The sequence below is a fragment of the Saccharopolyspora indica genome, assembly GCF_027853965.1.
Lineage (GTDB): Bacteria > Actinomycetota > Actinomycetes > Mycobacteriales > Pseudonocardiaceae > Saccharopolyspora > Saccharopolyspora indica.
In genome coordinates, this window is the sequence record NZ_JAQGLB010000005.1 from 186,160 (window position 1) to 205,103 (window position 18,944).

18 protein-coding genes are annotated in these 18,944 nt (G+C 71.4%); 2 read left to right on the plus strand and 16 right to left on the minus strand.

Annotation, left to right across the window (positions count from 1 at the left end; genetic code table 11):
• Nucleotides 1-55 precede the first annotated feature (55 nt).
• The gene (locus tag OU416_RS13965; protein WP_270927346.1) at nt 56-262 is read left to right on the plus strand and encodes a hypothetical protein; all 207 of its coding nucleotides are present in this window, start codon (nt 56-58) and stop codon (nt 260-262) included.
• On the opposite strand, the gene OU416_RS13970 is transcribed toward OU416_RS13965, so the two are convergent.
• Complete coding sequence (locus OU416_RS13970) at nt 249-731, minus strand: MarR family winged helix-turn-helix transcriptional regulator (RefSeq protein WP_270927347.1); 483 nt, start codon at nt 729-731, stop codon at nt 249-251. The genes OU416_RS13965 and OU416_RS13970 overlap by 14 nt on opposite strands.
• A gap of 98 nt (nt 732-829) precedes the next feature.
• On the opposite strand from OU416_RS13970, the gene OU416_RS13975 reads away from it, so the two are divergent.
• Nucleotides 830-1,234, plus strand: a complete 405-nt coding sequence (locus OU416_RS13975) for a DUF5313 family protein (protein ID WP_270927348.1) — start codon at nt 830-832, stop codon at nt 1,232-1,234.
• Here the strand turns inward: OU416_RS13975 and OU416_RS13980 are convergent.
• From OU416_RS13980 to OU416_RS14050, 15 genes are all read right to left on the minus strand, one after another.
• A complete protein-coding gene (locus OU416_RS13980) occupies nt 1,210-2,385 on the minus strand; it encodes a serine hydrolase domain-containing protein (RefSeq protein ID WP_270927349.1) in 1,176 nt (391 codons plus the stop codon). The two genes, OU416_RS13975 and OU416_RS13980, sit on opposite strands and share 25 nt — an antisense overlap.
• 74 nt (nt 2,386-2,459) lie before the next feature.
• Complete coding sequence (locus OU416_RS13985) at nt 2,460-3,413, minus strand: pyridoxal-phosphate dependent enzyme (protein WP_270927350.1); 954 nt, start codon at nt 3,411-3,413, stop codon at nt 2,460-2,462.
• A 15-nt stretch (nt 3,414-3,428) separates the two neighbouring features.
• Complete coding sequence (locus tag OU416_RS13990) at nt 3,429-4,550, minus strand: zinc-dependent alcohol dehydrogenase family protein (RefSeq protein WP_270927576.1); 1,122 nt, start codon at nt 4,548-4,550, stop codon at nt 3,429-3,431.
• Complete coding sequence (locus tag OU416_RS13995) at nt 4,550-4,852, minus strand: putative quinol monooxygenase (RefSeq protein ID WP_270927351.1); 303 nt, start codon at nt 4,850-4,852, stop codon at nt 4,550-4,552. Before OU416_RS13995 ends, OU416_RS13990 begins: the two co-directional genes overlap by 1 nt.
• A gap of 37 nt (nt 4,853-4,889) precedes the next feature.
• Nucleotides 4,890-5,507 carry a glycerol-3-phosphate responsive antiterminator gene (locus OU416_RS14000; RefSeq protein WP_270927352.1) on the minus strand — a complete coding sequence of 206 codons (618 nt, stop codon included), beginning with the start codon at nt 5,505-5,507 and terminating at the stop codon, nt 4,890-4,892.
• A gap of 28 nt (nt 5,508-5,535) precedes the next feature.
• Nucleotides 5,536-7,089: an FAD-binding oxidoreductase gene (locus OU416_RS14005; RefSeq protein ID WP_270927353.1), complete on the minus strand. Its 1,554-nt coding sequence runs from the start codon at nt 7,087-7,089 to the stop codon at nt 5,536-5,538.
• Nucleotides 7,086-8,759: a glycerol-3-phosphate dehydrogenase/oxidase gene (locus tag OU416_RS14010; protein WP_270927354.1), complete on the minus strand. Its 1,674-nt coding sequence runs from the start codon at nt 8,757-8,759 to the stop codon at nt 7,086-7,088. The genes OU416_RS14005 and OU416_RS14010 overlap by 4 nt, the downstream gene beginning before the upstream one ends.
• Nucleotides 8,753-10,276: an FGGY family carbohydrate kinase gene (locus OU416_RS14015; protein ID WP_270927355.1), complete on the minus strand. Its 1,524-nt coding sequence runs from the start codon at nt 10,274-10,276 to the stop codon at nt 8,753-8,755. The genes OU416_RS14010 and OU416_RS14015 overlap by 7 nt, the downstream gene beginning before the upstream one ends.
• A gap of 14 nt (nt 10,277-10,290) precedes the next feature.
• The gene (locus OU416_RS14020) at nt 10,291-11,718 is read right to left on the minus strand and encodes an MFS transporter (protein WP_270927356.1); all 1,428 of its coding nucleotides are present in this window, start codon (nt 11,716-11,718) and stop codon (nt 10,291-10,293) included.
• 134 nt (nt 11,719-11,852) lie between these two features.
• Nucleotides 11,853-12,587: a dienelactone hydrolase family protein gene (locus OU416_RS14025; protein ID WP_270927357.1), complete on the minus strand. Its 735-nt coding sequence runs from the start codon at nt 12,585-12,587 to the stop codon at nt 11,853-11,855.
• Between the two features lie 55 nt (nt 12,588-12,642).
• Nucleotides 12,643-14,586 (minus strand): cellulase family glycosylhydrolase, encoded by a 1,944-nt coding sequence (locus tag OU416_RS14030; protein WP_270927358.1) that lies wholly within the window; start codon nt 14,584-14,586, stop codon nt 12,643-12,645.
• A 21-nt stretch (nt 14,587-14,607) separates the two neighbouring features.
• A complete protein-coding gene (locus OU416_RS14035; RefSeq protein WP_270927359.1) occupies nt 14,608-15,447 on the minus strand; it encodes a carbohydrate ABC transporter permease in 840 nt (279 codons plus the stop codon).
• Entirely contained in the window at nt 15,440-16,372 is a 933-nt protein-coding gene (locus OU416_RS14040) for a carbohydrate ABC transporter permease (protein ID WP_270927360.1), read from the minus strand. The genes OU416_RS14035 and OU416_RS14040 overlap by 8 nt, the downstream gene beginning before the upstream one ends.
• On the minus strand, nt 16,369-17,679 hold the full coding sequence (locus tag OU416_RS14045) for an extracellular solute-binding protein (protein ID WP_270927361.1): 1,311 nt from the start codon (nt 17,677-17,679) through the stop codon (nt 16,369-16,371). The genes OU416_RS14040 and OU416_RS14045 overlap by 4 nt, the downstream gene beginning before the upstream one ends.
• 103 nt (nt 17,680-17,782) lie before the next feature.
• Nucleotides 17,783-18,799, minus strand: coding sequence for a LacI family DNA-binding transcriptional regulator (locus OU416_RS14050; RefSeq protein WP_270927362.1), 1,017 nt, complete (start codon nt 18,797-18,799; stop codon nt 17,783-17,785).
• Nucleotides 18,800-18,944 lie beyond the last annotated feature (145 nt).

An 18,944-nucleotide genomic window follows, 5' to 3' on the forward strand; every position in this document is an offset into this window, starting at 1 on the left:
CGCCTGGAGAACTGATCGAATCGACTTATCCCGCCACCGGCCGCACTATCGGGGAATGGACGAAATCCCCAGGCAGCAGGTCGGCAACGACCTGCCCAGCGTGCTCGCCGAGTACGGCCACCTGGCGGCACAGCTGCCGGGCGCGTCCCGCCAGCGCGCTGAGGCGCTGCGCGCACGCCTGGCCGAGCTGGACGAGCTGATCGACGAACACGTCGCCCGCCTGTCCGGCCTCCGGGAGACCGATCCGGTCAGCTGGTCGTAGCGCCTGCACCGAGCCCGTCGAGGGCTTTCCCGGTGGCCGAGATGACCTGCCCGAGGGCCGCGTTCAGCCGCTCCAGGTCGGCCAGGTCCATGCCCAGCAGCTCGACCACCCGGTAGGGGATCTTCTCGGCTTCCGAGCGCAGCTCCCGCCCCGCGTCGGTCAGGTCGACCGCGAGCTGCCGCTCGTCGCTGCGGCTGCGCGGGCGCACCACGTAGCCGATCGCTTCCAGCCGCTTGAGCAACGGGGACAGCGTCGCCGCCTCGGCGTGCAGCGCGCCGCAGAGATCCTTCACCGACCGCGGTGAGCTCTCCCACAGCGCGAGCATCACCAGGTACTGGGGATGCGTCAGGCCCATCGGCGCCAGCAGCGGCCGGTAGAGAGCGATGACGTTGCGCGATGCCACCGACAGCGCGAAGCACACCTGGCGGTCGAGGGCCAGCGGGTCTTCCCCCAGGTCGATCGGCTTCATCCGGGCCACCTTCCACCACGTTCCAACATGCGTTAATAATTAGTGTACTAATCAACGTGCGGCGGCGTCCCGCCCGCCGAGCAGAAAGGGGAGCAGCTGTGACCGGCACCAAGCCAACGCGCCCCAACCCGCTGCAGTGGATCTGGTACGCGCTGGGCGGCCGGCTACCCGAGCGCTACCGCGAGTGGGTGCTGCACGACATCACCTGCCGGACCTGGATACTGCGGCACGTCAGCCGCACGCTGGTGCAGCTCTCCCCCGGCCTGCTGTTCCTGCTGCTCCCCGGCCCGCTGTGGATCCGCGGCATGGCGGTGCTCGGCGGATACATCCTCGGCATCTGGTACTCGATGTCCTACATGGAGCACACCACCGAGTACCGGCTGTACAAGCACGGGTATCCGATCGGCGCGGGGAAGGCCACCCGGGAGGAGGCCAAGGCCGAGCAGCGCGCCGCCAAGGCCTCCCGCTACGAGCAGATCTACCGCAACGCGCCCGAGTCCTGAGCGACCGCTGCGGCGTGCACGGCGCGGACCAGGCGGTCGTTCTCCGGGGCAGCGCCACCGGGGAACGCGACGCGGCGGCGGTTGTAGCCGTAGGCGAGGCCGCTGCGCGGATCGGCGAACGCCTGGGCTCCGGCGGCTCCGCCGTGCCCGAAGGCGCCCTGCCCGAGGACCGGGTAGATGTTGTCGGGCAGCACGAACCCGAGCCCGTACACCTTGTGCGCGCGGTAGACGACGTCGTAGCCGACCGAGTGCAGCTGCGCGAAGGTCGCTGCCGTGTCCGGCTTGAGCAGCGGGGCCCGGCCGTCGACCTCGCTGATGACAGCCGCGTACATGCCCGCCAGCCCGCGGGCGGAGGCGACGCCGCCGGCTGAAGCCTGGCCCTTCGCCCGCACCACGCGGTGGTTGGGCAGCTCCGTGAGCGCGACCGCCTCCGGGTGGTGCCGGTTCACGGCAACACCGGGCACGCTGTCCGGGGCGGCGGCCGCATCGGGCTCCGCCTCCGCCAGCTGCGCCGAGGTCGGCTGCATCGGCAGCGTGGTCCGGAACCGGGCCTCCTGCTCATCCGGCAGCCCGAGGTAGAAGTCCAGGTCGTAGGGCGTCCGGACGCGGGTCTCGAACACCTCGTGCAGGGTCTGGCCGGTGGCTCGGCGGACGACCTCACCGACCAGGGCCCCGATGACCAACGCGTGGTAGCCGAACGCGGTGCCCGGCCGCCAGTACGGGCGCTGGGCGGCGAGCCGCTCGGCGATCACCAGGTCATCGGCCAGCTCGTCGAGCGAGAAGCCCTCGTCGGCGCCGACCAGGCCGGCGCGGTGCGCGAGCAGATCGCGCAGCGTGATGTCCTGCTTGCCCTCGGCGCCGAACTCCGGCCAGTAGTGGCTGACCCGCTGATCCAGGTCGAGCACGCCGTCCTGCACGAGCAAGGCCACGACCAGGTACGCGGCGCCCTTCGTCGCGGAGAACACGCCGGTCAGCGTCGAGCCGGTGAACTCCGGCCCGGTCCAGAGGTCCACCACGCGCTGTCCGCCGACGTGGGCGACCAGCTGCGCGGCGTAGTCGCCGCCTTCCGCCGCGGCCACGGCGGCGAACTCCTCCCGCACGGACTCGTAGCCCGCCGCGACGGTGCCCCGCGGGGTGTTCTCGGTCGACATCAGTGCTCCTCGGCTCACGCGTTCCTTGCGCACTGATCAAGTGGTGAGCGCACCCGGGTATTCCCGATGCGGGATCACAGCCCGAAGCGCTGCGCCCAGCCGATCACGTCGGCGGTGGTGGCGTTGCCGCCGCAGACCAGCAGCCCGAGTTCGGCGTCGCCGACCCGTTCCAGCACCTGGCGGGCGGCGGGGAGCAGGCAGCCCTCGGCGGGTTCGGTCCAGAGCTTGGCCCGCTCGGCGAAGTCCAGCACGCCCTGGACCGCCTCGGCGTCGGAGACGACGATCACGTCATCGACCAGTGCCGACACGTGCTCGTAGGTGAGCGCTGACACCTGCGGGGCGCTGAGCGTGGACACGATGGACGACAGTTCGATCTCGGTCGGCCCGCCCGCGGCCAGCGCCGCCGACATGGCGTGCGCACCGGCGGTTTCCACGCCCCAGATCCGCACGTCGGGGCGGCGGGCGCGCAGCGCGGTGGCGACACCGGAGATCAGCCCGCCACCGCCGATGCTGACCAGCACGTCGGTGACGGGCCCGGCGTCTTCGGCGAACTCCAGGCCGACGGTGCCCTGACCGGCGATGACGACCGGATCGTCGAACGGGTGGACCAGCGTCAGCCCACCGGCCTGCAGGTCGGTCATCAGCTTGAACGCGGCTGCCATGTCGTCGGTGAGCCGAACCTCGGCACCGGCCGATTCGGCGACCGAGACGGCGTGGCCGGGCGCGGAGCGCGGCATGACCACCGTCGCCTTGATGCTCAGCGCCCCGGCCATGACCGCCAGCGCGATGCCGTGGTTGCCGCCGCTGACCGCGACCACCCCGGCCGCGCGTTCGGCCTCACCGAGCGACAGCAGCTTCGCCGCCGCCCCGCGGACCTTGAAGGATCCAGTGCGCTGGAGCAGCTCCAGCTTCGCCGTCACCGGGACACCGAGGAGCTCGGCCAGCCCGGGGCTGGGCACCGTCGGTGTGCGCAGGACGTGTTCCGCGATGCGCTCCGCCGTCGTCTCGATGTCGGTGATGCCGATCAACCCGCTCGCCTCCGCCTAGAGGACCACGACCTGACGAACGGCGCTTCCCTCGTGCAAGCGGTCGAAGCCCTCGTTGATCTCGTCCAGTTCGATGCGGTGCGACAGTAGCCGGTCCACCGGGAGCGCACCAGATCGGTACAGCTGGATGAACCGGGGCACGTCGCGGCGGGGCACGCACGAGCCCAGGTAGCTGCCGCGCAGCGTCCGCTCCTCGGCGACCAGGCTCAGCGCGGGCAGCGTGAGCTGGGCCTGCGGATCGGGCAGCCCGACGGTGACGGTCGTCCCGCCGCCGCGGGTCGCGTCGTAGGCCTGGCGCAGCACCGGGGCGACGCCGGTGGTGTCGATGACCTTCTCCGCTCCCCCACCGGTGATCTCGCGGATCTGCGCCGCGGCACCGGATCCGCCCGCCACGGCGTGCGTCGCGCCGAGCCCGGTGGCCAGTTCCAGCTTGTGCGGCACGACGTCGACCGCGACCACGGTGGACGCACCGGCGGCCTTCGCCATGAGCAGCGCGGCGAGCCCGACACCGCCGAGCCCGAACACCGCCACGCTCTCGCCCGGCTGCACCTGCGCCGAGTACCGGGCGGCACCGGCACCGGTGAGCACCGCGCAGCCGAACAGCGCGGCGATCTCGAAGGGGATGTCGGGATCGATCTTCACCGCCGAGCGCGCTGACACCACGATGTGCTCGGCGAACGCGGACACGCCGAGGTGGTGGTAGGGGCGGGTCCCGTCGTCGGCGCGGAACCGCATGCCGCCGCCGAGCAGGGTGCCCTGGCCGTTGGCGGCCGCGCCCGGCCCGCACAGGGCGGGGCGGCCGGCCACGCACCGCTCGCAGTCGCCGCAGGACGGCACGAAGGCGAGCACCACGTGGTCACCGGGCGCGAAACCGCTCCCCTGCCCGGCTTCCACGACCTCGCCGGCGGCCTCGTGGCCGAGGGCCATCGGCAGCGGGCGCGGGCGCGTTCCGTTGATCACCGACAGGTCCGAGTGGCACAGCCCGGCTGCGCGGACCCGCACCAGCAGCTCGCCCGGGCCGGGCGGGTCGAGGTGCAGGGTGGTGACCTCGATGGGGCGCGACTGCGCGTAGGGCTCGGGCCCACCGGATTCCCGCAGAACAGCGGCGCGAACTCGCATCACGCCCCCGCCCCGGGCTGGAACGGGGTGCAGCGGGTGACCTGCCGGTCGGCGAGCAGCGGCACCACCTGGCCGAGCACGATCCGCTGGAAGTGCTCGGTCTCGCAGTGCCGGGCGAAGTCGGCTTCGCCGTCGTACTCCTCGACGAGCACCACCACGTCGTCCTCGACCCCGGTGTGCACGCCGTAGCGGCGGCAGCCGGGTTCGGCCAGCGATGCCGCCACCATCGGTGCGAGCAGTTCCAGCACTCGGTCCCGCTCGCCCGGCTGGACGACGTAGCGGGCCACTACGACGAAACTCATGGTTCTCCTGATCTCCTGGAACGGGCAATGTGGCTGTTCAGCCGCGCAACTCGTCCCTGCTCAGGGACCAGAGCGCGGGGTCGGAGGTCGCCGCCGCGACCGCGCCCATCGCCAGGGAGTGCGCGACACCGGCGGCGTCCATCACGAAGCCCGCCGCCACGAACGGCGAGAGCACCCGGCGCGCCTCCTCCGGCATCCACGGGATGATCGGCGCGGGCATCACCTCGACGAGGTCCGGGCTGCTGCGGCCGACGCCTTCCATGCTCCGGTTGAGGTTGGACCGGTCGGTGACGAACACCTTCTGCATGGTCAGCATGTCCAGCGCCCGGGCCCGGTCGATGAGCGCGGCGCGGGTGCTGACCACGCCCTGGGCGCCGATCCCGGTGAGGAAGTCGATCGCGCCCCGGTCCTGCGCGAGGCCGGGGCACGCGTCGATGTTGACGAACACGGTCTTGCCGAGGTGCACCAGGACGCGCACCGCGTTCGTCAGCTCACCGACCGGGATCGACGCCAGGACGCAGACCTGCGATGCCGCCGAGGCGAAGTCCTTGACCCGCGCCGGGCCCACCACGGACGCGCAGACCGGGACGTCCTGGAACGCCGCGGCCAGCTGCGGCTTGACCGGCCGGGGCCGGGGTGTGGCACGTTCGCTCATGACAGGAACTTCTACCTCGTCGGGTCGCTCAGTCCAGCGGGCCGGTCCCGAACGGGCTCGGCAGGCCGAGTTTGCCGGGGTTGAGCACGCCGCGCGGGTCCAGCGCGTTCTTGACCGCCTCGAACACCCCGAAGCCGGTGCCCAGCGAGTCGGCCAGGTAGGGGCCGCGCAGCAGGCCGGAGCCGTGGTGGTGGCTCAGCGCCGCGCCGTGGCGGATCAGCGCCTGGTTGGCCGCGTCCCACGCCGCCCGGTACCACTCGCGCCGCCGCTCGGGTTCGACGTCGCCGCGCAGCGAGAAGTACAGGCAGGCGCCGTCGGTGTAGGCGTGCGACTGGTGAGCGGAGGCGGCCAGGGTGCCCGGGACGCTGTTGATCGCGGCGCACACGTCGTCGTAGATGGCCGGCAGCTTCGACCACGGCCCGGCCATCTCCAGGGTGTCGGCGACGAAACCGGGGCCGGGGGTGAAGCCGTCGGCGGACTTGCCGACCAGCATCCGCTCGTCGAGCCAGCGGTCGAAGATCGCCTGACCGTCGAGTTCGGTGCCGGTGGCCGCGCACACCTCGGCGCTGACCGCCATGCTCGCCTCCACCACCAGCGGGTCGCCCTCGTCGGCGATCAGCAGCAGGTTGGTGTCCGGGTGGCCGAAGTGGGTGCCGCTCTCCAGCTGGTCGTAGAGCCGCAGGACGGCGGGCGTGCCGCCGCGCTGCATGATCTGCCTGCACGCTTCCAGGCCGTCGGCGAAGGTCGCGAAGCCGTAGGCGATGGCCTTGGCGTGCTCGGGCAGCGGGTGGGTGCGCAGCCGGACCGAGGTGATGATGCCGAGGGTGCCTTCCGACCCGACGAACAGCTGCCGCAGGTCCGGGCCGGTGGCCGCCCGCGGGTAGTCGCCGAAGGTGGCCAGCGTGCCGTCGGCGAGGACCACGTCGAGCCCGACGACCATGTCCTCGATCTTGCCGTAGCGGGTGGACAGCTGCCCGGCGCCGCGGCAGGCGACCCAGCCGCCGACGGTGGAGATGGCGAACGCCGAGGGCCAGTGCCCGGTGGTGGCGCCGTGGGTCTCCTGCAGCTCCTGCTCGAAGAGGTCGCCGAACATGCCTGCCCGCACTTCGACGATCTGCGACTCGGCGTCGAAGGAGGTGATGCCGACCAGCCCGCACACGTCGAGCACGACACCGCCGAACACCGGCAGCGCGGCGCCGGTGACGTTGCTGCGGCCCGCCGAGACGGTCAGCGGGATGGTGTTGTCGTGGCAGAGCTTGGCCACCGCCTGGATCTGCTCGACGGTGCTGACCTCGACGATCACCGCGTCCGGGGTGGCCGGGCGGTCGGCGGTCTCGCCGATCATCGAGCCCGCCCACCAGTCGCGGGTGCGCAGCACGACCTCGTCGTGGTCGGTGTGCACGGCGTCGGCGGAGGCGCGCAGTTCGGCGATGACCTCCGCCGGCACCTCCACCGCCTTGGTCTGCAGCGACGCGGGGCCCTGGCCGATCTCGGTGCGCGCCGCGTAGCGGGGCGGGGTCGGGGCGCCGACGACGTAGTTGCCGCGGTTGAAGGGGTGGGTGATGGTCTGACGGCTGATCATGCCTGGTCTCCCAACAGGATCGACTTCTCGCGGGCGATTTCGGTCTGGTAGCTGCGCACCTGCTCGGCGATCTCGGCTTCGTCGAGCCCCAGTTCGGCGCCGAGCAGCTCGCCGACGACGGGGGCCGCTTCGGCGGAGGCGTCGCGGGCGAACAGGCGCAGGCGGGTGCGGCGGGAGAGCACGTCGTCGACCGAGCGGGCCATCTCGCAGCGGGCCGCGTAGACGACTTCGGCCTTCAGGTGCGGTTGTCCGGGCAGCAGCGGTTCGCCGAGCTCGGGGTTCTCCTCGATGAGCGCGCTGACGAACCGGGCTTCGGTGCCGTAGCGGCCGCCGAGGTGGGCGGCGATGCCGCCGGAGGCGCCGACGGCTTCGGCGTCGTAGCCCGCGCCGCCCAGCAGCGGCAGCTTGGCGGTGCGGCTGCGGGTCTTGCGGCCGAGCAGCCGGGTGACCTTGTCCACCACGAGTTCGCCCATGTGCCTGCTGGTGGTGAGCTTGCCGCCGGTGACGGTGACCATGCCGCCGGTGCCGACCTCGATGTGGTGGTCGCGGCGCATGTCGAGGGTGGCGCCCTCCTTGCCGCCGACCAGCGGCCGCAGGCCGCCGTAGCTGCCGAGCACGTCGTCGGGGCCGAGGTCGGTGTCGAAGGCGACGTTGGCGCCGTCGAGCAGGAACTGCATCTCCTCGCGGGTGCAGTGCACGTCGTCGACGGAGCCGGTGTAGTCGGTGTCGGTGGTGCCGAGCACGACCACGTCGCCCCAGCGGGTGCAGGTGGCGCGGCGGGCGCGCCCGGGGATGGGCACGGTGACGGTGCAGTCGTTGCGGATCTTCGACCACGGCACCACGATGTGCACGCCCTTGGCGGGGCGGACCTGCGGGCGGTGCGCGGCGTCGGCCATCGCGTCGATGCCGTCGGTCCACACACCGGTCGCGTTCACCACGACGCGGGCCCGCACGTCGATCTGCGCGCCGTCGGCGTGGACTTCGGCGCCGCGCACCCGGCCGCCGCTGTTGACCAGCCGTTCGACCTTCGCGCCGTTGGCGACGACCGCGCCGAGGTGCGCGGCGGTGCGCACGACGGTGAGAGTCAGCCGGGCGTCGTCGGTGCGGCTGTCGTAGTACATGAACCCGCCCTTGAGGTGCTCGGCGCGCAGCGTCGGCGCGTGCGAGAGCACCTCGTTGGGGGTCAGGCGCTGGTGCAGCTTGCCGATGCGCCAGCCGCCCACCAGGTCGTAGGTCCACAGCAGACCTTCGAAGGCCTTGGCGATGCGGGCGTCGAAAACGCCTTCCTGCTCCAGGATCGGGAACAGGAACGGCAGCCGCTGCACCAGGTGCGGCGCGTTGCGGCGGAACCGGTGGCGCTCCAGCAGCGAGTGCCGGACCAGGTTGACGTTGCCCTGCTCGATGTAGCGCAGGCCGCCGTGCACCATCTTCGACGACTTCGACGAGGTTCCCGATGCGAAGTCGTCGCGTTCCACCAGCGCCACGGACAGGCCGCGGGAGACCGCGTCCAGCGCGGTGTAGGCGCCGGTGATGCCGCCGCCGATCACCAGGACGTCGAACTCGGTTTCGCCGAGCCGCCGCAGCGCCCGCCGCCGGTCCAGGGTCACCGGTGCACCGGGGGTTGCCTTGGCAGCGGCCGAGTTCGGCCGCCTGCCGGGGAGTTTCAGCATGTTGTTCCTTCTTCTGGCAGTGACTTCCGGAGCACGCGTCCCCATTGCGCGCGCAGCTCCTGCCGTTCGTCCTCGCCGATCGCGGGCTCGAAGGCCCGGCCGGCCGGGAGTGCGTGGAGGGCCTCGCCGAGCGAGTCCCACAGGCCGAGGCGGACCCCGGCGAGGTAGGCGACGCCGCGCAGGCTCGCGGTGGCCGAGTCCGCGGCCCGTTCGATCGCGACACCGGCCAGGTCGGCCTGGCTCTGCAGCAGGGCGTCGCTGGCCGCGAGCCCACCGCCGACGCGCAGCCGGGTCAGCTCGTGTCCGGCCGGCATCGCCGAGCGCACTCCGTCGACGGTGTCGCACACCGAGTGCGCGATGCCTTCGAGGACGGCGCGGGCGATCCCGGCCCGGGTGGTGGCCAGGCTCAGCCCGGTCAGGCTGGCCCGCGCGCCGGGCTCCGCGACGGGGGTGCGGAGCCCGGCGAGGGTGGGCACGAACCAGGTCTCCCGTTCGCGCGGGTGCTCGCCGGCGAGTGCGCCGACCTGCTCGGCGGAGTCGAACAGCTGCAGGTCCTCGACCAGCCAGCGCAGCGCCGAGCCGGTCGTGGAGGTGTAGGCCTCCAGGCTGAAGCGGGTGCGCCCGCCGCTGCGCCAGCCGGGCAGCGCGAGCACCCCGGCCGTGGCGGTGGCCGCGTCGGCGGGCTCGTCGCCGGTGAGCGCGCCGACGAAGGTGCCGGTGCCGTGCATGCACATGCCCTGCCCCGCTTCGAGCGCGCCCAGCGCGATCAGCGATGCGTGCTGGTCGCCCATCGCCGCCGCGATCGGCACCCGGACGCCCAGCACGTCCGGGTCGGTCCAGCCGAAGTCGCCGTCGTCGTCGACCAGCTCCGGGGCGAGCTGCGCCGGGCAGCCGACGGCGGCGAGCCATTCGGCGTCCCAGCGGTGTTCGCGCAGCAGGTACCCGCCGAGCGCCGCGGCGTTGGAGGTGGCGACCCCGTGCCGGGTGCCGCCGTTGAGGTTCCAGCTCAGCCAGGTGTCGATCGGGCCGAACAGCAGCCGTCCATCCGCCGCGGCGGCGGCCACCTGCGGGTTCTGCTCGATCTGCCGCGCCGCCCAGAAGAACGGCGAGCGGGTGCCGACCGGGCGGCCGGTGCGGGCCAGCTGCACCGGATCCCACTCGGCGGCGAGCTCGGCCAGTTCGGCGGCGTAGCGGCGGTCCTGCCACACCACTGCCGGGGCCAGCGGACGACCGGTCTCGCGGTCCCACAGCACCGCGGTGGCGCGCTGGGTGCACAGGGCGACACCGGTGATCTCAACCGCGTTGTCGCCTGCCCACCGCACCGCCTGCCGCGCCACGTCCAGCGTGCGCCGCCACAGCTCGTCGGCGTCCTGCTCGACGCGCAGCGGGTCGGGGTGCAGCACCGCGATCGGCTGGTAGAAGGACGGGCCGCTGGCGCCGTCGGAGGTGACCACCGCCGCCCGGGTGCCGGTGGAGCCTTCGTCGATGGACAGGACGCCCCGTAGCGTTGCGCTCATGTGCCGTGCCTCCCTCAGCTACCCGCGAGCGCGCGCGGCTTGAGGTCGATGTCCTCTTCGTCCGGGTCGATGCTGCTGCGGGTCGGGTCCCACTTGATGATCAGGCAGGTGATCAGGCCCAGCAGCGGCACCGCGGACAGCAGCGCGATCGTCGGCCCGAGGCCCATCGACTCCTTGATCAGCGGGAAGATGTAGAGGCCGATCACGCTGCCGAAGCTGCCGAGCATGCCGGTGATCCCGGTTCCCAGGGTGCGGATGTCGCTGCGGTAGGACAGCGCGGCGATCGACTTGCCGTTGGCGCCGGGCCCGGCCGAGTGGAAGAAGATGAACAGGAACGGCACCGCGAAGGACAGCAGCGTCGGCAGGTTGCCGAAGCCCAGTCCGAGCGTCAGCAGCAGCACGAAGGCCATCGCGTAGCCGACCGCGGAGCTCAGCCGCAGGCCCATCCGGCGGCCGATGTAGGCCGAGACCGCGCCGCCGATGATGCCCGCCGCGTTGAACACCATCGATCCGATGGTGGCCGTCTCGAACTGGTCGCCGAAGATGGCCAGGCTGATCACCGGCAGGTACCAGCCGATGGCGAAGTACTGCATCGACTGGGTCAGCGAGATCATCGTGGACAGCATCGTCCGCGCCAGGTAGGGCTTGCGGAACAGCACGCCGGTGTGCCGGAACCCGATGGCGGGCTGCTCGGCCCGCTCTTCGGTGCGCTCACCGGCGACGACGTTGAATCCGTAGATGCGGCGCAGGCTCTTGGCGGCGTCGGCGAGCCTGCCCTGGGAGGCCAGCCAGGCCGGGCTCTCCACCAGGAACAGCAGCTGCAGGACCAGCAGCACGGCGGCGAACACCGCGGCGGAACCGACCGAGTAGCGCCAGATCTCGGTGCCGATGCCGAACTTGAAGAACACCAGCGTCAGCGCCAGGTTCGTGGTGGTGGCGATGTACCAGACGCACTGCCAGAGGTTCAGGCGTCCCTTGAGCTTGGTGGGCGTGTACTCGGCGAGCATCGCCATCGCGACCGCGAAGTCGATGCCGTAGGCGATGCCCACCAGCGCCCGGCCGCACCACACGGTTTCGAAGCTGCCCGCGTAGGCGGTCAGCAGGGCGCCCGCCACGGCGACGACCTTGGCCAGCAGCAGCGGCTTGACCCGGCCGATGCGGGCGGCCAGCCAGCCGCCGATCGGGTTGAACACGATCGCGATGGCCGGTGCGGTCGCGGTGAGCAGCCCTACCTGGGTCGCGGTGAGGCCGAGCTCGGAGACCATCGGCGAGAGCCCGGCGCCCAGCGCGGCGTTGGAGTAGGCGTCGAGGAAAAGCCCGCCCAGGATCAGGTACCACAGCAGGTTCGCCTTGCCGGGCAGCCGCTCCAGCTTGTTGATCAACGCCACCACGTGCGGGACGCCGGAGATCGTCTCCGCTGCCGGGTTCGAAGGTGAGGCCATGGATCGCCACCTCTCGGAGAGAAGGCCGCTGGCAGCGATCCGACGAGACGAAGGCACGACGAAGTCCGCTGACAGTGGCTCTTCGTCTATGCCTGTCGTTGAGGCGAGACATTAACCTCGCCGAAACCCGCCCGTCAAGCGGTCAGGTGTTCGGCGAAGAACGCCTCGATGCGCCGCCAGGCGTCGGCGGCGGATTCCGGGTGCGGCCCGGTGCCGGTGATCCGCAGCAGCGGCCGCAGCACCCGGGGCCCGTTCTCGGCGTCGTTGAGGAACGAGTGCCCGGCGTCCGGGTACTCCTTCACGTCGCGCGGCACACCGGCGCGTTCCAGCGCCGCGTCCAGCTTCGACGCCGCGCCCTTCAGCATCCCGTCCCGGCCGCCGTAGCTGCCCACCACGGGGCAGGCGCCGGCCAGCGCGCGGTCGATGTCCTTCGGCAGCTGCCCGTAGTTGGCCGAGGCGGCGTCGAACTTGCCGAGCCCGGCGGCGACCAGCGCGAAGGCTCCGCCCATGCAGAACCCGATGAGGCCGACCTTGCCGGTGCAGTCGTCCCGCTCCACCAGGGCTTCCCGCGCGGCGTCCAGGTCGGCGTAGGCGCGCCCGCGGCCGGAGAGCGCGGCGCGCATGGTCGGTACCAGGCAGCGCCGCGCGCCTCCGTCGGTGTACAGGTCGGGCAGCAGCGCCAGGTAGCCCGCCTCGGCCATGCGCTCGGTCTGGCGCAGCATGACCTCGTCCACCCCGAACGCCTCGTGGACGACCACGACTCCGGGCCACGGGCCGGAACCCGTCGGCTGCGCGAGGTGGCCGGTCAGCTCGCGCGAACCGCCGAGGGCGCTGCTGCGCGCGGTGAGTTCGACCGGGATGGTGGGCATGGGGTTCCTCCGGCGGGTCGGCGATCACGACCCGACCAGCATGCCCGAACCCCGGTCAGCGCGTCTTCAGCTCGACCACGCGCACGCCGTAGGCGGGCAGCACGACCTCGGTGAGCTCCTCCCCGGTGCCGAGTTCGTGGACCGAACGTCCCGGCGCGGTGGGAACGACCGGGACTTCGCGGTCGTGCTGGCTGATCAGCCAGGCGAAGACCCGTCCGTCGTGGTGCACCAGCGCATCGGCGAACACCCGCGGATCGTCGACCGCGATCACCCGGTCTATCCCGGCGATGCGGGCCAGCGCCGAGTAGAGCCGGTGGGTGTCCTCCGGGTTGACGCGCGAGGTCCGGGCCGCGAAGTGCTCGACCGGGTAGGTGCACAGCACCGCCTCGCCGCTGCCGGTCGGGTGCCGGAGCAGGGCCGGACGTCCGTGCGCGTCGGTGGCCACCACCTTGGCGCCGCGCGGCCGCACCGGCAGGTAGGCGCGGCTGTGCTCGTTGCCGCCGACCTGGAAGCGCAGCACCTCGCCCGCGGTGATGTCGCCGAAGTCGTCGGTGAAGGTCATCTCCACCACCTCGTCGGTCACCTCGTCCACGACGCCGTAGGTGAGCTGCTTCTCGACGCCGAAGGTCTCGTCGAAGTACGGGATCCACGGCTGCCGGTGGTGGCCCACCTCGCCCGCCGTGTAGGACAGGTACAGCAGCGCTCCGTCGGCGACGCGGTCCCGCAGCCGCTGCCAGGTGAGGCCCTGGATCTGCTTCACGCAGGGCAGCAGGTAGAGCGAGCAGTCCGGGTCGATCCCGTCGCGTTCCCGGGTGAAGCCCACCGGCAGGTCGGCCTCCCGCGCGGCCACGTGCGCCTGCTGCAGCGAGGTGAAGATCAGCGGCCGGTCGTCGTCCTGGCTGAACGGGTAACCGCGTTCCAGGTATTCGGTGACCACGAGCGCGGCCTGCGCGTCGGGCCGCTCGCACCCGGCGAAGTCCACTTCGGACAGGATGCGGGCGAACTCGGCGAGCTCGTGCAGCGGTGGTTTCGGGTTCCCCGAGCGGTCGGTGATCCCGAAGTGCATCTCGAACGGGTGGTGCGAGTACGGCCCCTGCTCGACGAGGTCGTCGTAGTCGGTGTTGTTCCAGGCGATCCACCCGGTGGCCCCGGCCAGCAGCGAGTTGTGCAGGGTCTGCCGGTAGTAGTGCCCGGCGCCTGCCGCCGAGACCTGGTCGCTGGAGAGCCCGAACTCCTCCAGCACGACCGGTTTGCCCGCCACCGCGGACAGCTCGCAGATGAACGCCGCGTTGAGGTGCTGGCGCACCGGGTCGCTGTCGATCCGGTACACGTGGGGCCCGACGAAGTCGACCATCGCGCCGGTGTCGCGCACCGAGAACCCGTTGTCGGTGCCGGTCACCTCGATCCCCCAGGCCCCGTCGCCCAGCGACACCGGCTGGTGCCCGCCGCCTGCGCGCACCGCCTGCACCATGAGCTGCGCCCAGGCGTTGACCTGCTCGACGGGTGCTTTCGGTTCGTGCCGCAGCCGTCCGTAGATCGGCATCTCGTTGCTGATCAGCCAGCCTGCCACCGCCGGGTGCGCGGCGAAGCGCTCGGTCATCCGCTGCGCGAACCACGCCTGCCGGGACACCAGCCACACGTCGGCGTAGAGGTCGCGGCCGCCGCGCCAGGCCGGGTCCCAGTTGTCACCGGACATGTGGCCGACGATGAAGGTCGGGATGGAGGTCATCCCGATCTCGCGGTGCGCGTCGAGGAAGTCGGCGAAGTGCTCGGCCTTCTCCTCGTCGATGCGCTCGGGCGTCGGCATGAAGTCCGGCCAGTAGAAGAACGAGCGGGTCTGCCGCAGGCCGTGCTCGAACAGCACCCGCAACTCCTCGCGCACCACCTCCGGCGAGTAGTCGCGCCACATCAGCGGGCCGCCGGTGCGGGACCAGAAGTTCGCCCCGAGCCACACCTGAGGCACTCCGTCCACCAGCAGTTTCGCCGAGTTGCGTCGCATCGAATCCCCTTTCTCGGGCGGTCACTTGACCGCGCCAGCGGTGAGCCCCTGCGCGAGGAAGCGCTGCATGAACAGGAAACCGACGACCACCGGGATGCTGACCACCAGCGAGGCGGCCATCACCTCGTTCCAGTACACCGAGGACTGCGTGGAGTACTCCCGCAGCCCGACGGCCAGGGTGCGCGATCCCGAGTCGGTCATGATCGAGGCGAACAGCGTTTCGCCCCAGGCGGTCATGAACGAGTAGATGCCCACCGCGGCGATGCCCGGCCGGGCGGCGGGCAGCACGACCCGCAGCAGCGCGCCCACCGGGCCCGCGCCGTCGATCAGCGCCGCCTCGTCGAGGTCGCGCGGGATGGAGTCGAAGTAGCCGACCAGCATCCAGGTGGAGAACGGCAGTGAGAACGTCAGGTAGGTGATGATCAGCCCCACCTGGCTGCCGTGCAGCGCGATGCCGGTCACCTGCCCGATCGTGGCGTAGATCAGGTACAGCGGCAGCAGGAACAGGATGCCGGGGAACATCTGGGTGGACAGCACGACGATGCGGAAGGTGTCCCGCCCGCGGAACCGGTACCGGCTGATCGCGTAGGCGGCGAGCACCGCGATCGCCACCGACAGCACCGCCGCGCCCGCGGCGACCACGACGCTGTTGCGGAAGTAGGTGGCCAGCGGGACGGTGGACCACATGTCCACGAACGGCTGGAAGGTGATCTCGCCGGGCAGCCATTCGAAGCGGTCCTGCACCCGAGACAGCGGTTTGACCGCCGAGGTGACCATGACGTAGAGCGGGACCAGCACGAACAGCGCGAGGCCGGTCAGCCCCACCACCCGCAGGACGCGGAACCAGCGCGGCTCAGACATCCTTCACCCTCCGCGACGTGAACGCCAGGTACCCGGCGGTGACCACCAGCAGGAACAGCAGCAGCAGCGCCGACATCGCCGAGCCCAGGCCGAAGTTCCAGGTGAGGAACGAACTGCTGTAGATGTGGATGGACAGCAGGTTCGCCGCGCCCGGCACCGACTTGTCGAACAGCAGGTAGGCCACGTTGAAGTCGTTGAACGTCCACAGGAACAGCACCAGCACGAGCACCTGGTTGACCGGGCGCAGCATCGGCACCGTGATCGAGCGGAACTGCTGCCACGGGCCCGCTCCGTCCACTGTGGCCGATTCGGGCACGTCGGACGGGATGGACTGCATGCCCGCCATCAGCGCCAGGAACGCGAACGGCCACAGCCGCCACACCGCGGTGATCACCAGGCTGAGGAACGCGTTGTCGCCCAGCAGCCAGAACGTGCCGCCACCGAGCCCGAGGTCGGCGAGCACCGTGTTCACCATGCCGTCGCTGCGGTCCAGCATGAACTTCCAGATCAGCACCGCGGTGTAGACCGGCAGCGCGTAGGGCACCAGGAACAGCGCGCGCAGCACCGCGCGGCCGGGGAAGGACCGCTGGAGCAGCGTCGCGGCGAACATCCCCAGCGCCCAGGAGATCGCGACCGTCAGCACCGCGAAGGCGCAGGTGATCAGGAACGAGTGCAGCAGCTCGGCCCCGACCGCCCCGTTGAAGTCGATCGCGAACCGGTAGTTGTCCAGGCCCGCGAACGGGGCCTGGATCCAGTTGCGCACGTGGAACTGCGTCAGCTCCAGCGCGCTCATCCACAGCCCGCCCATCATCGGGATCAGGTGCACCAGCAGTTCGAAGGCCAGCGCGGGCGCCAGCAGCAGGTACGGCAGCGCCCGCCTGCTGGGTGTCCACTTGCGACGTTCGGCGCGTGTCGGTGTCGTCATCCGCCGCTCCCCCGCATCTTCTGCTCGGCATCGGACAGCGCCTCGCGCACCTCCGCAGCACCGACCCGCCGGCCGGTGGCGATCTCGGCGAACAGGTCGCGCATCGCGGCGCCGACGGTGGTCTCGAAGTGCGCCTCGTTGGGGATCATCGGCACGGTTTCCGAGCCGGTGGCCAGCACTTCGCGGAACACCTGGTTCTTCGGCGTGTGGAACGCGGGGTGGTCGTAGGCGTCCTCGACGACCGGCAGCGTGCCGTACTGGTCGTTGAGGGCCGCCTGCGTCTCGGCGCTGGTCAGGAACTCCACCAGTTCCAGGGCCTGCTCGCGGCGCGGGCTGTCGGCGAAGACCGCGACGTTCGACCCGGCGACGTGGCTGCGCACCGCGTGCCCACCCGGCGGCAGCGGCTCCGGCACCGGCAGCGGCACGACGCCGTAGGCCTCGTCGGCCATGCCGTTCTCCTCCAGCGTCGGGATGACGCTGTTCTGCGCGATGAGCATCGCGGCACTGCCGTTGGTGAAGTTCGATGCCGCACCCGAGGTGTTGCCCTCCTCGGCATCGTCCGGGCTCACCACGCCTTCGGCACCCATCAGGTCGACGTACTGCTGCACCGCGGCCACCGCTTCCGGTGAGGTGAAGGTGGCGTTGCCGCGCTCGTCGATCAGGTGGATGCCCTGCTGGCGGCCGAACATGAACGCGAAGTGCGCGTTCTCGGTGTAGCTCGCACCGGCGATGGTCAGGCCCCAGCGGTCGCGCGCCGGATCGGTCAGCCGCTTGGCGGCGTCGAGGAACTCCTGCCAGTCGCGCGGCGGGTCGATGCCGGCTTCGGCGAACCGCGCCTTGTCGTAGAACAGGCCGTAGGACAGCCCGTACAGCGGCAGCGACGCCGGTGGCTGACCGGCCATGCCGGTGGAGCTCATGCTGCTGTCCAGGAAGCGGTCCCGGCCGCCGAAGCGCTCCATCAGCGGATCGTCGAAGGGCACGAACGCGCCGGTCGCTTGCAGCGACGCGGCCCAGGTGTTGCCGAGGTTCACCACGTCCGGGGCGACTCCGGAGGTCGCCGCGCCGAGGATCCGGTTGAGCAGGTCGGACCAGCCGATGACCTCGACGTCGACCTCGATCCCGGTGCGCGCGGTGAACTCGGCCAGTTCCGCGCCGAGGATCCGCAGGTCCTGCTCGGAGCTCTTGCCCTGGTTGCTGGCCCAGTAGGTGATGCGGTGGGAGTTCTCGGCCGGTGGTGCGCAGCCGGTGAGCATGGCGGTGATCAGCGTCGCGATCAACGACACCGCCGCGAGCGAGCGTTTGTCCACGAAACGACTCCTCGTGCTTGTCGGGCCCGTCGTTGGACCCGCCGATCAAGCTAGGGACTTAACCGGTTAATCAGAAGAGTCGAAAACCGCCGTTATCGGGTCGTTAACTTCCGGGCTCGGCCGTGCTGGCCCGCGGCACGAGCCGCCGGGACGACAGCTCGCACTCCTCGACCGCACCCGTTTCCACCAATTCGAGCAGCATCCGAGCGGCGGTCGCGGCGTCCTTGGCAACCCCGTGCGCGAACGCGGTCACCGCCGGGCGCACCACCCGGCACAGCATCGAGTCGTCCCACGCCAGCACCGACAGCTCGGCGGGCACCGCGACGCCGAGTTCGTCCGCGCCCGCCACCGCGGCCACCGCCATCACGTCGTTGTCGTAGACGATCGCGGTCGGCCGGTCGCGGGCGGCGAGCAACCGCCGGGTGGCCCGCATCCCGCTCTCCTCGGTGTAGTCGCCGGATGCCCGGCTGAGCACGACGCCGTCGTACGCCCGCGCCGCAGCCCGCAGCGCCTCCTCGCGGCGCACGGTGTGCTGCAGGCTGCGCGGCCCCTGCACGTGCCCGATCCGCCGGTGCCCGAGCCCGGCCAGGTGCGCGAGAGCCGTTCGCGCGACGTCGTTCTCGTTGACCAGCAGCACCGAGCTACCGGGCATCGCTTCCGCGGTGCCGAAGAAGACCGTGGGAGTGCCCAGCTCCCGCAGCAGCCGCGGGCGCGGGTCCGCTGCCCGCAGATCGGTCACCACCACGCCGTCCACCCGGCGCTCGGCCCACCACCGCTGGTAGGTCGCCAGTTCCGTCGCGGTGTCGGCGACCAGCGCGAGCTGGAGCGACACCCCGTGCTCGGAGAGCGTCTGCTCCAGCCCGGCGACCATCTGCATGAAGAACGGCTCGGTGTGCAGCACCTCGGGCGGGCGGGCCAGCACGATGCCGACGCTGGCCGCCCGGTCGCTGGAGAGCGCACGGGCGGCACTGCTGGCCCGCCACCCGAGTTCGGCGGCGACTTCGAGGATGCGCTCGCGGGTCTGCGGGGACACGCCACCGCGACCGTTGAGCGCGTAGGAGACCGCGGCCTTGGACACACCGACCTCGCGGGCGATGTCGATGATCGTCGGCCGCTTCACGGTCCCGCCTCTCCGCGTTTTTCAGTGGTGGTTGCGTCCGGGATCGATCTCACGTTCGGCGGTTTCTCGTGGCTGGGTTGCATCACGTTCCCCTGAGGTGCGGTTGAGCAGAACTCGATGCAATGGGGGGTGTCATGGCACGTGC

Bases quoted from the DNA above. Each gene is read 5' to 3' on its own strand.
- OU416_RS13965 (WP_270927346.1), top strand. From the start codon at position 56: ATGGACGAAATCCCCAGGCAGCAGGTCGGCAACGACCTGCCCAGCGTG.
- OU416_RS13970 (WP_270927347.1), bottom strand. From the start codon at position 731: ATGAAGCCGATCGACCTGGGGGAAGACCCGCTGGCCCTCGACCGCCAG.
- OU416_RS13980 (WP_270927349.1), bottom strand. From the start codon at position 2,385: ATGTCGACCGAGAACACCCCGCGGGGCACCGTCGCGGCGGGCTACGAG.
- OU416_RS13990 (WP_270927576.1), bottom strand. From the start codon at position 4,550: ATGCGAGTTCGCGCCGCTGTTCTGCGGGAATCCGGTGGGCCCGAGCCC.
- OU416_RS13995 (WP_270927351.1), bottom strand. From the start codon at position 4,852: ATGAGTTTCGTCGTAGTGGCCCGCTACGTCGTCCAGCCGGGCGAGCGG.
- OU416_RS14000 (WP_270927352.1), bottom strand. From the start codon at position 5,507: ATGAGCGAACGTGCCACACCCCGGCCCCGGCCGGTCAAGCCGCAGCTG.
- OU416_RS14005 (WP_270927353.1), bottom strand. From the start codon at position 7,089: ATGATCAGCCGTCAGACCATCACCCACCCCTTCAACCGCGGCAACTAC.
- OU416_RS14010 (WP_270927354.1), bottom strand. From the start codon at position 8,759: ATGCTGAAACTCCCCGGCAGGCGGCCGAACTCGGCCGCTGCCAAGGCA.
- OU416_RS14015 (WP_270927355.1), bottom strand. From the start codon at position 10,276: ATGAGCGCAACGCTACGGGGCGTCCTGTCCATCGACGAAGGCTCCACC.
- OU416_RS14020 (WP_270927356.1), bottom strand. From the start codon at position 11,718: ATGGCCTCACCTTCGAACCCGGCAGCGGAGACGATCTCCGGCGTCCCG.
- OU416_RS14025 (WP_270927357.1), bottom strand. From the start codon at position 12,587: ATGCCCACCATCCCGGTCGAACTCACCGCGCGCAGCAGCGCCCTCGGC.
- OU416_RS14030 (WP_270927358.1), bottom strand. From the start codon at position 14,586: ATGCGACGCAACTCGGCGAAACTGCTGGTGGACGGAGTGCCTCAGGTG.
- OU416_RS14035 (WP_270927359.1), bottom strand. From the start codon at position 15,447: ATGTCTGAGCCGCGCTGGTTCCGCGTCCTGCGGGTGGTGGGGCTGACC.
- OU416_RS14040 (WP_270927360.1), bottom strand. From the start codon at position 16,372: ATGACGACACCGACACGCGCCGAACGTCGCAAGTGGACACCCAGCAGG.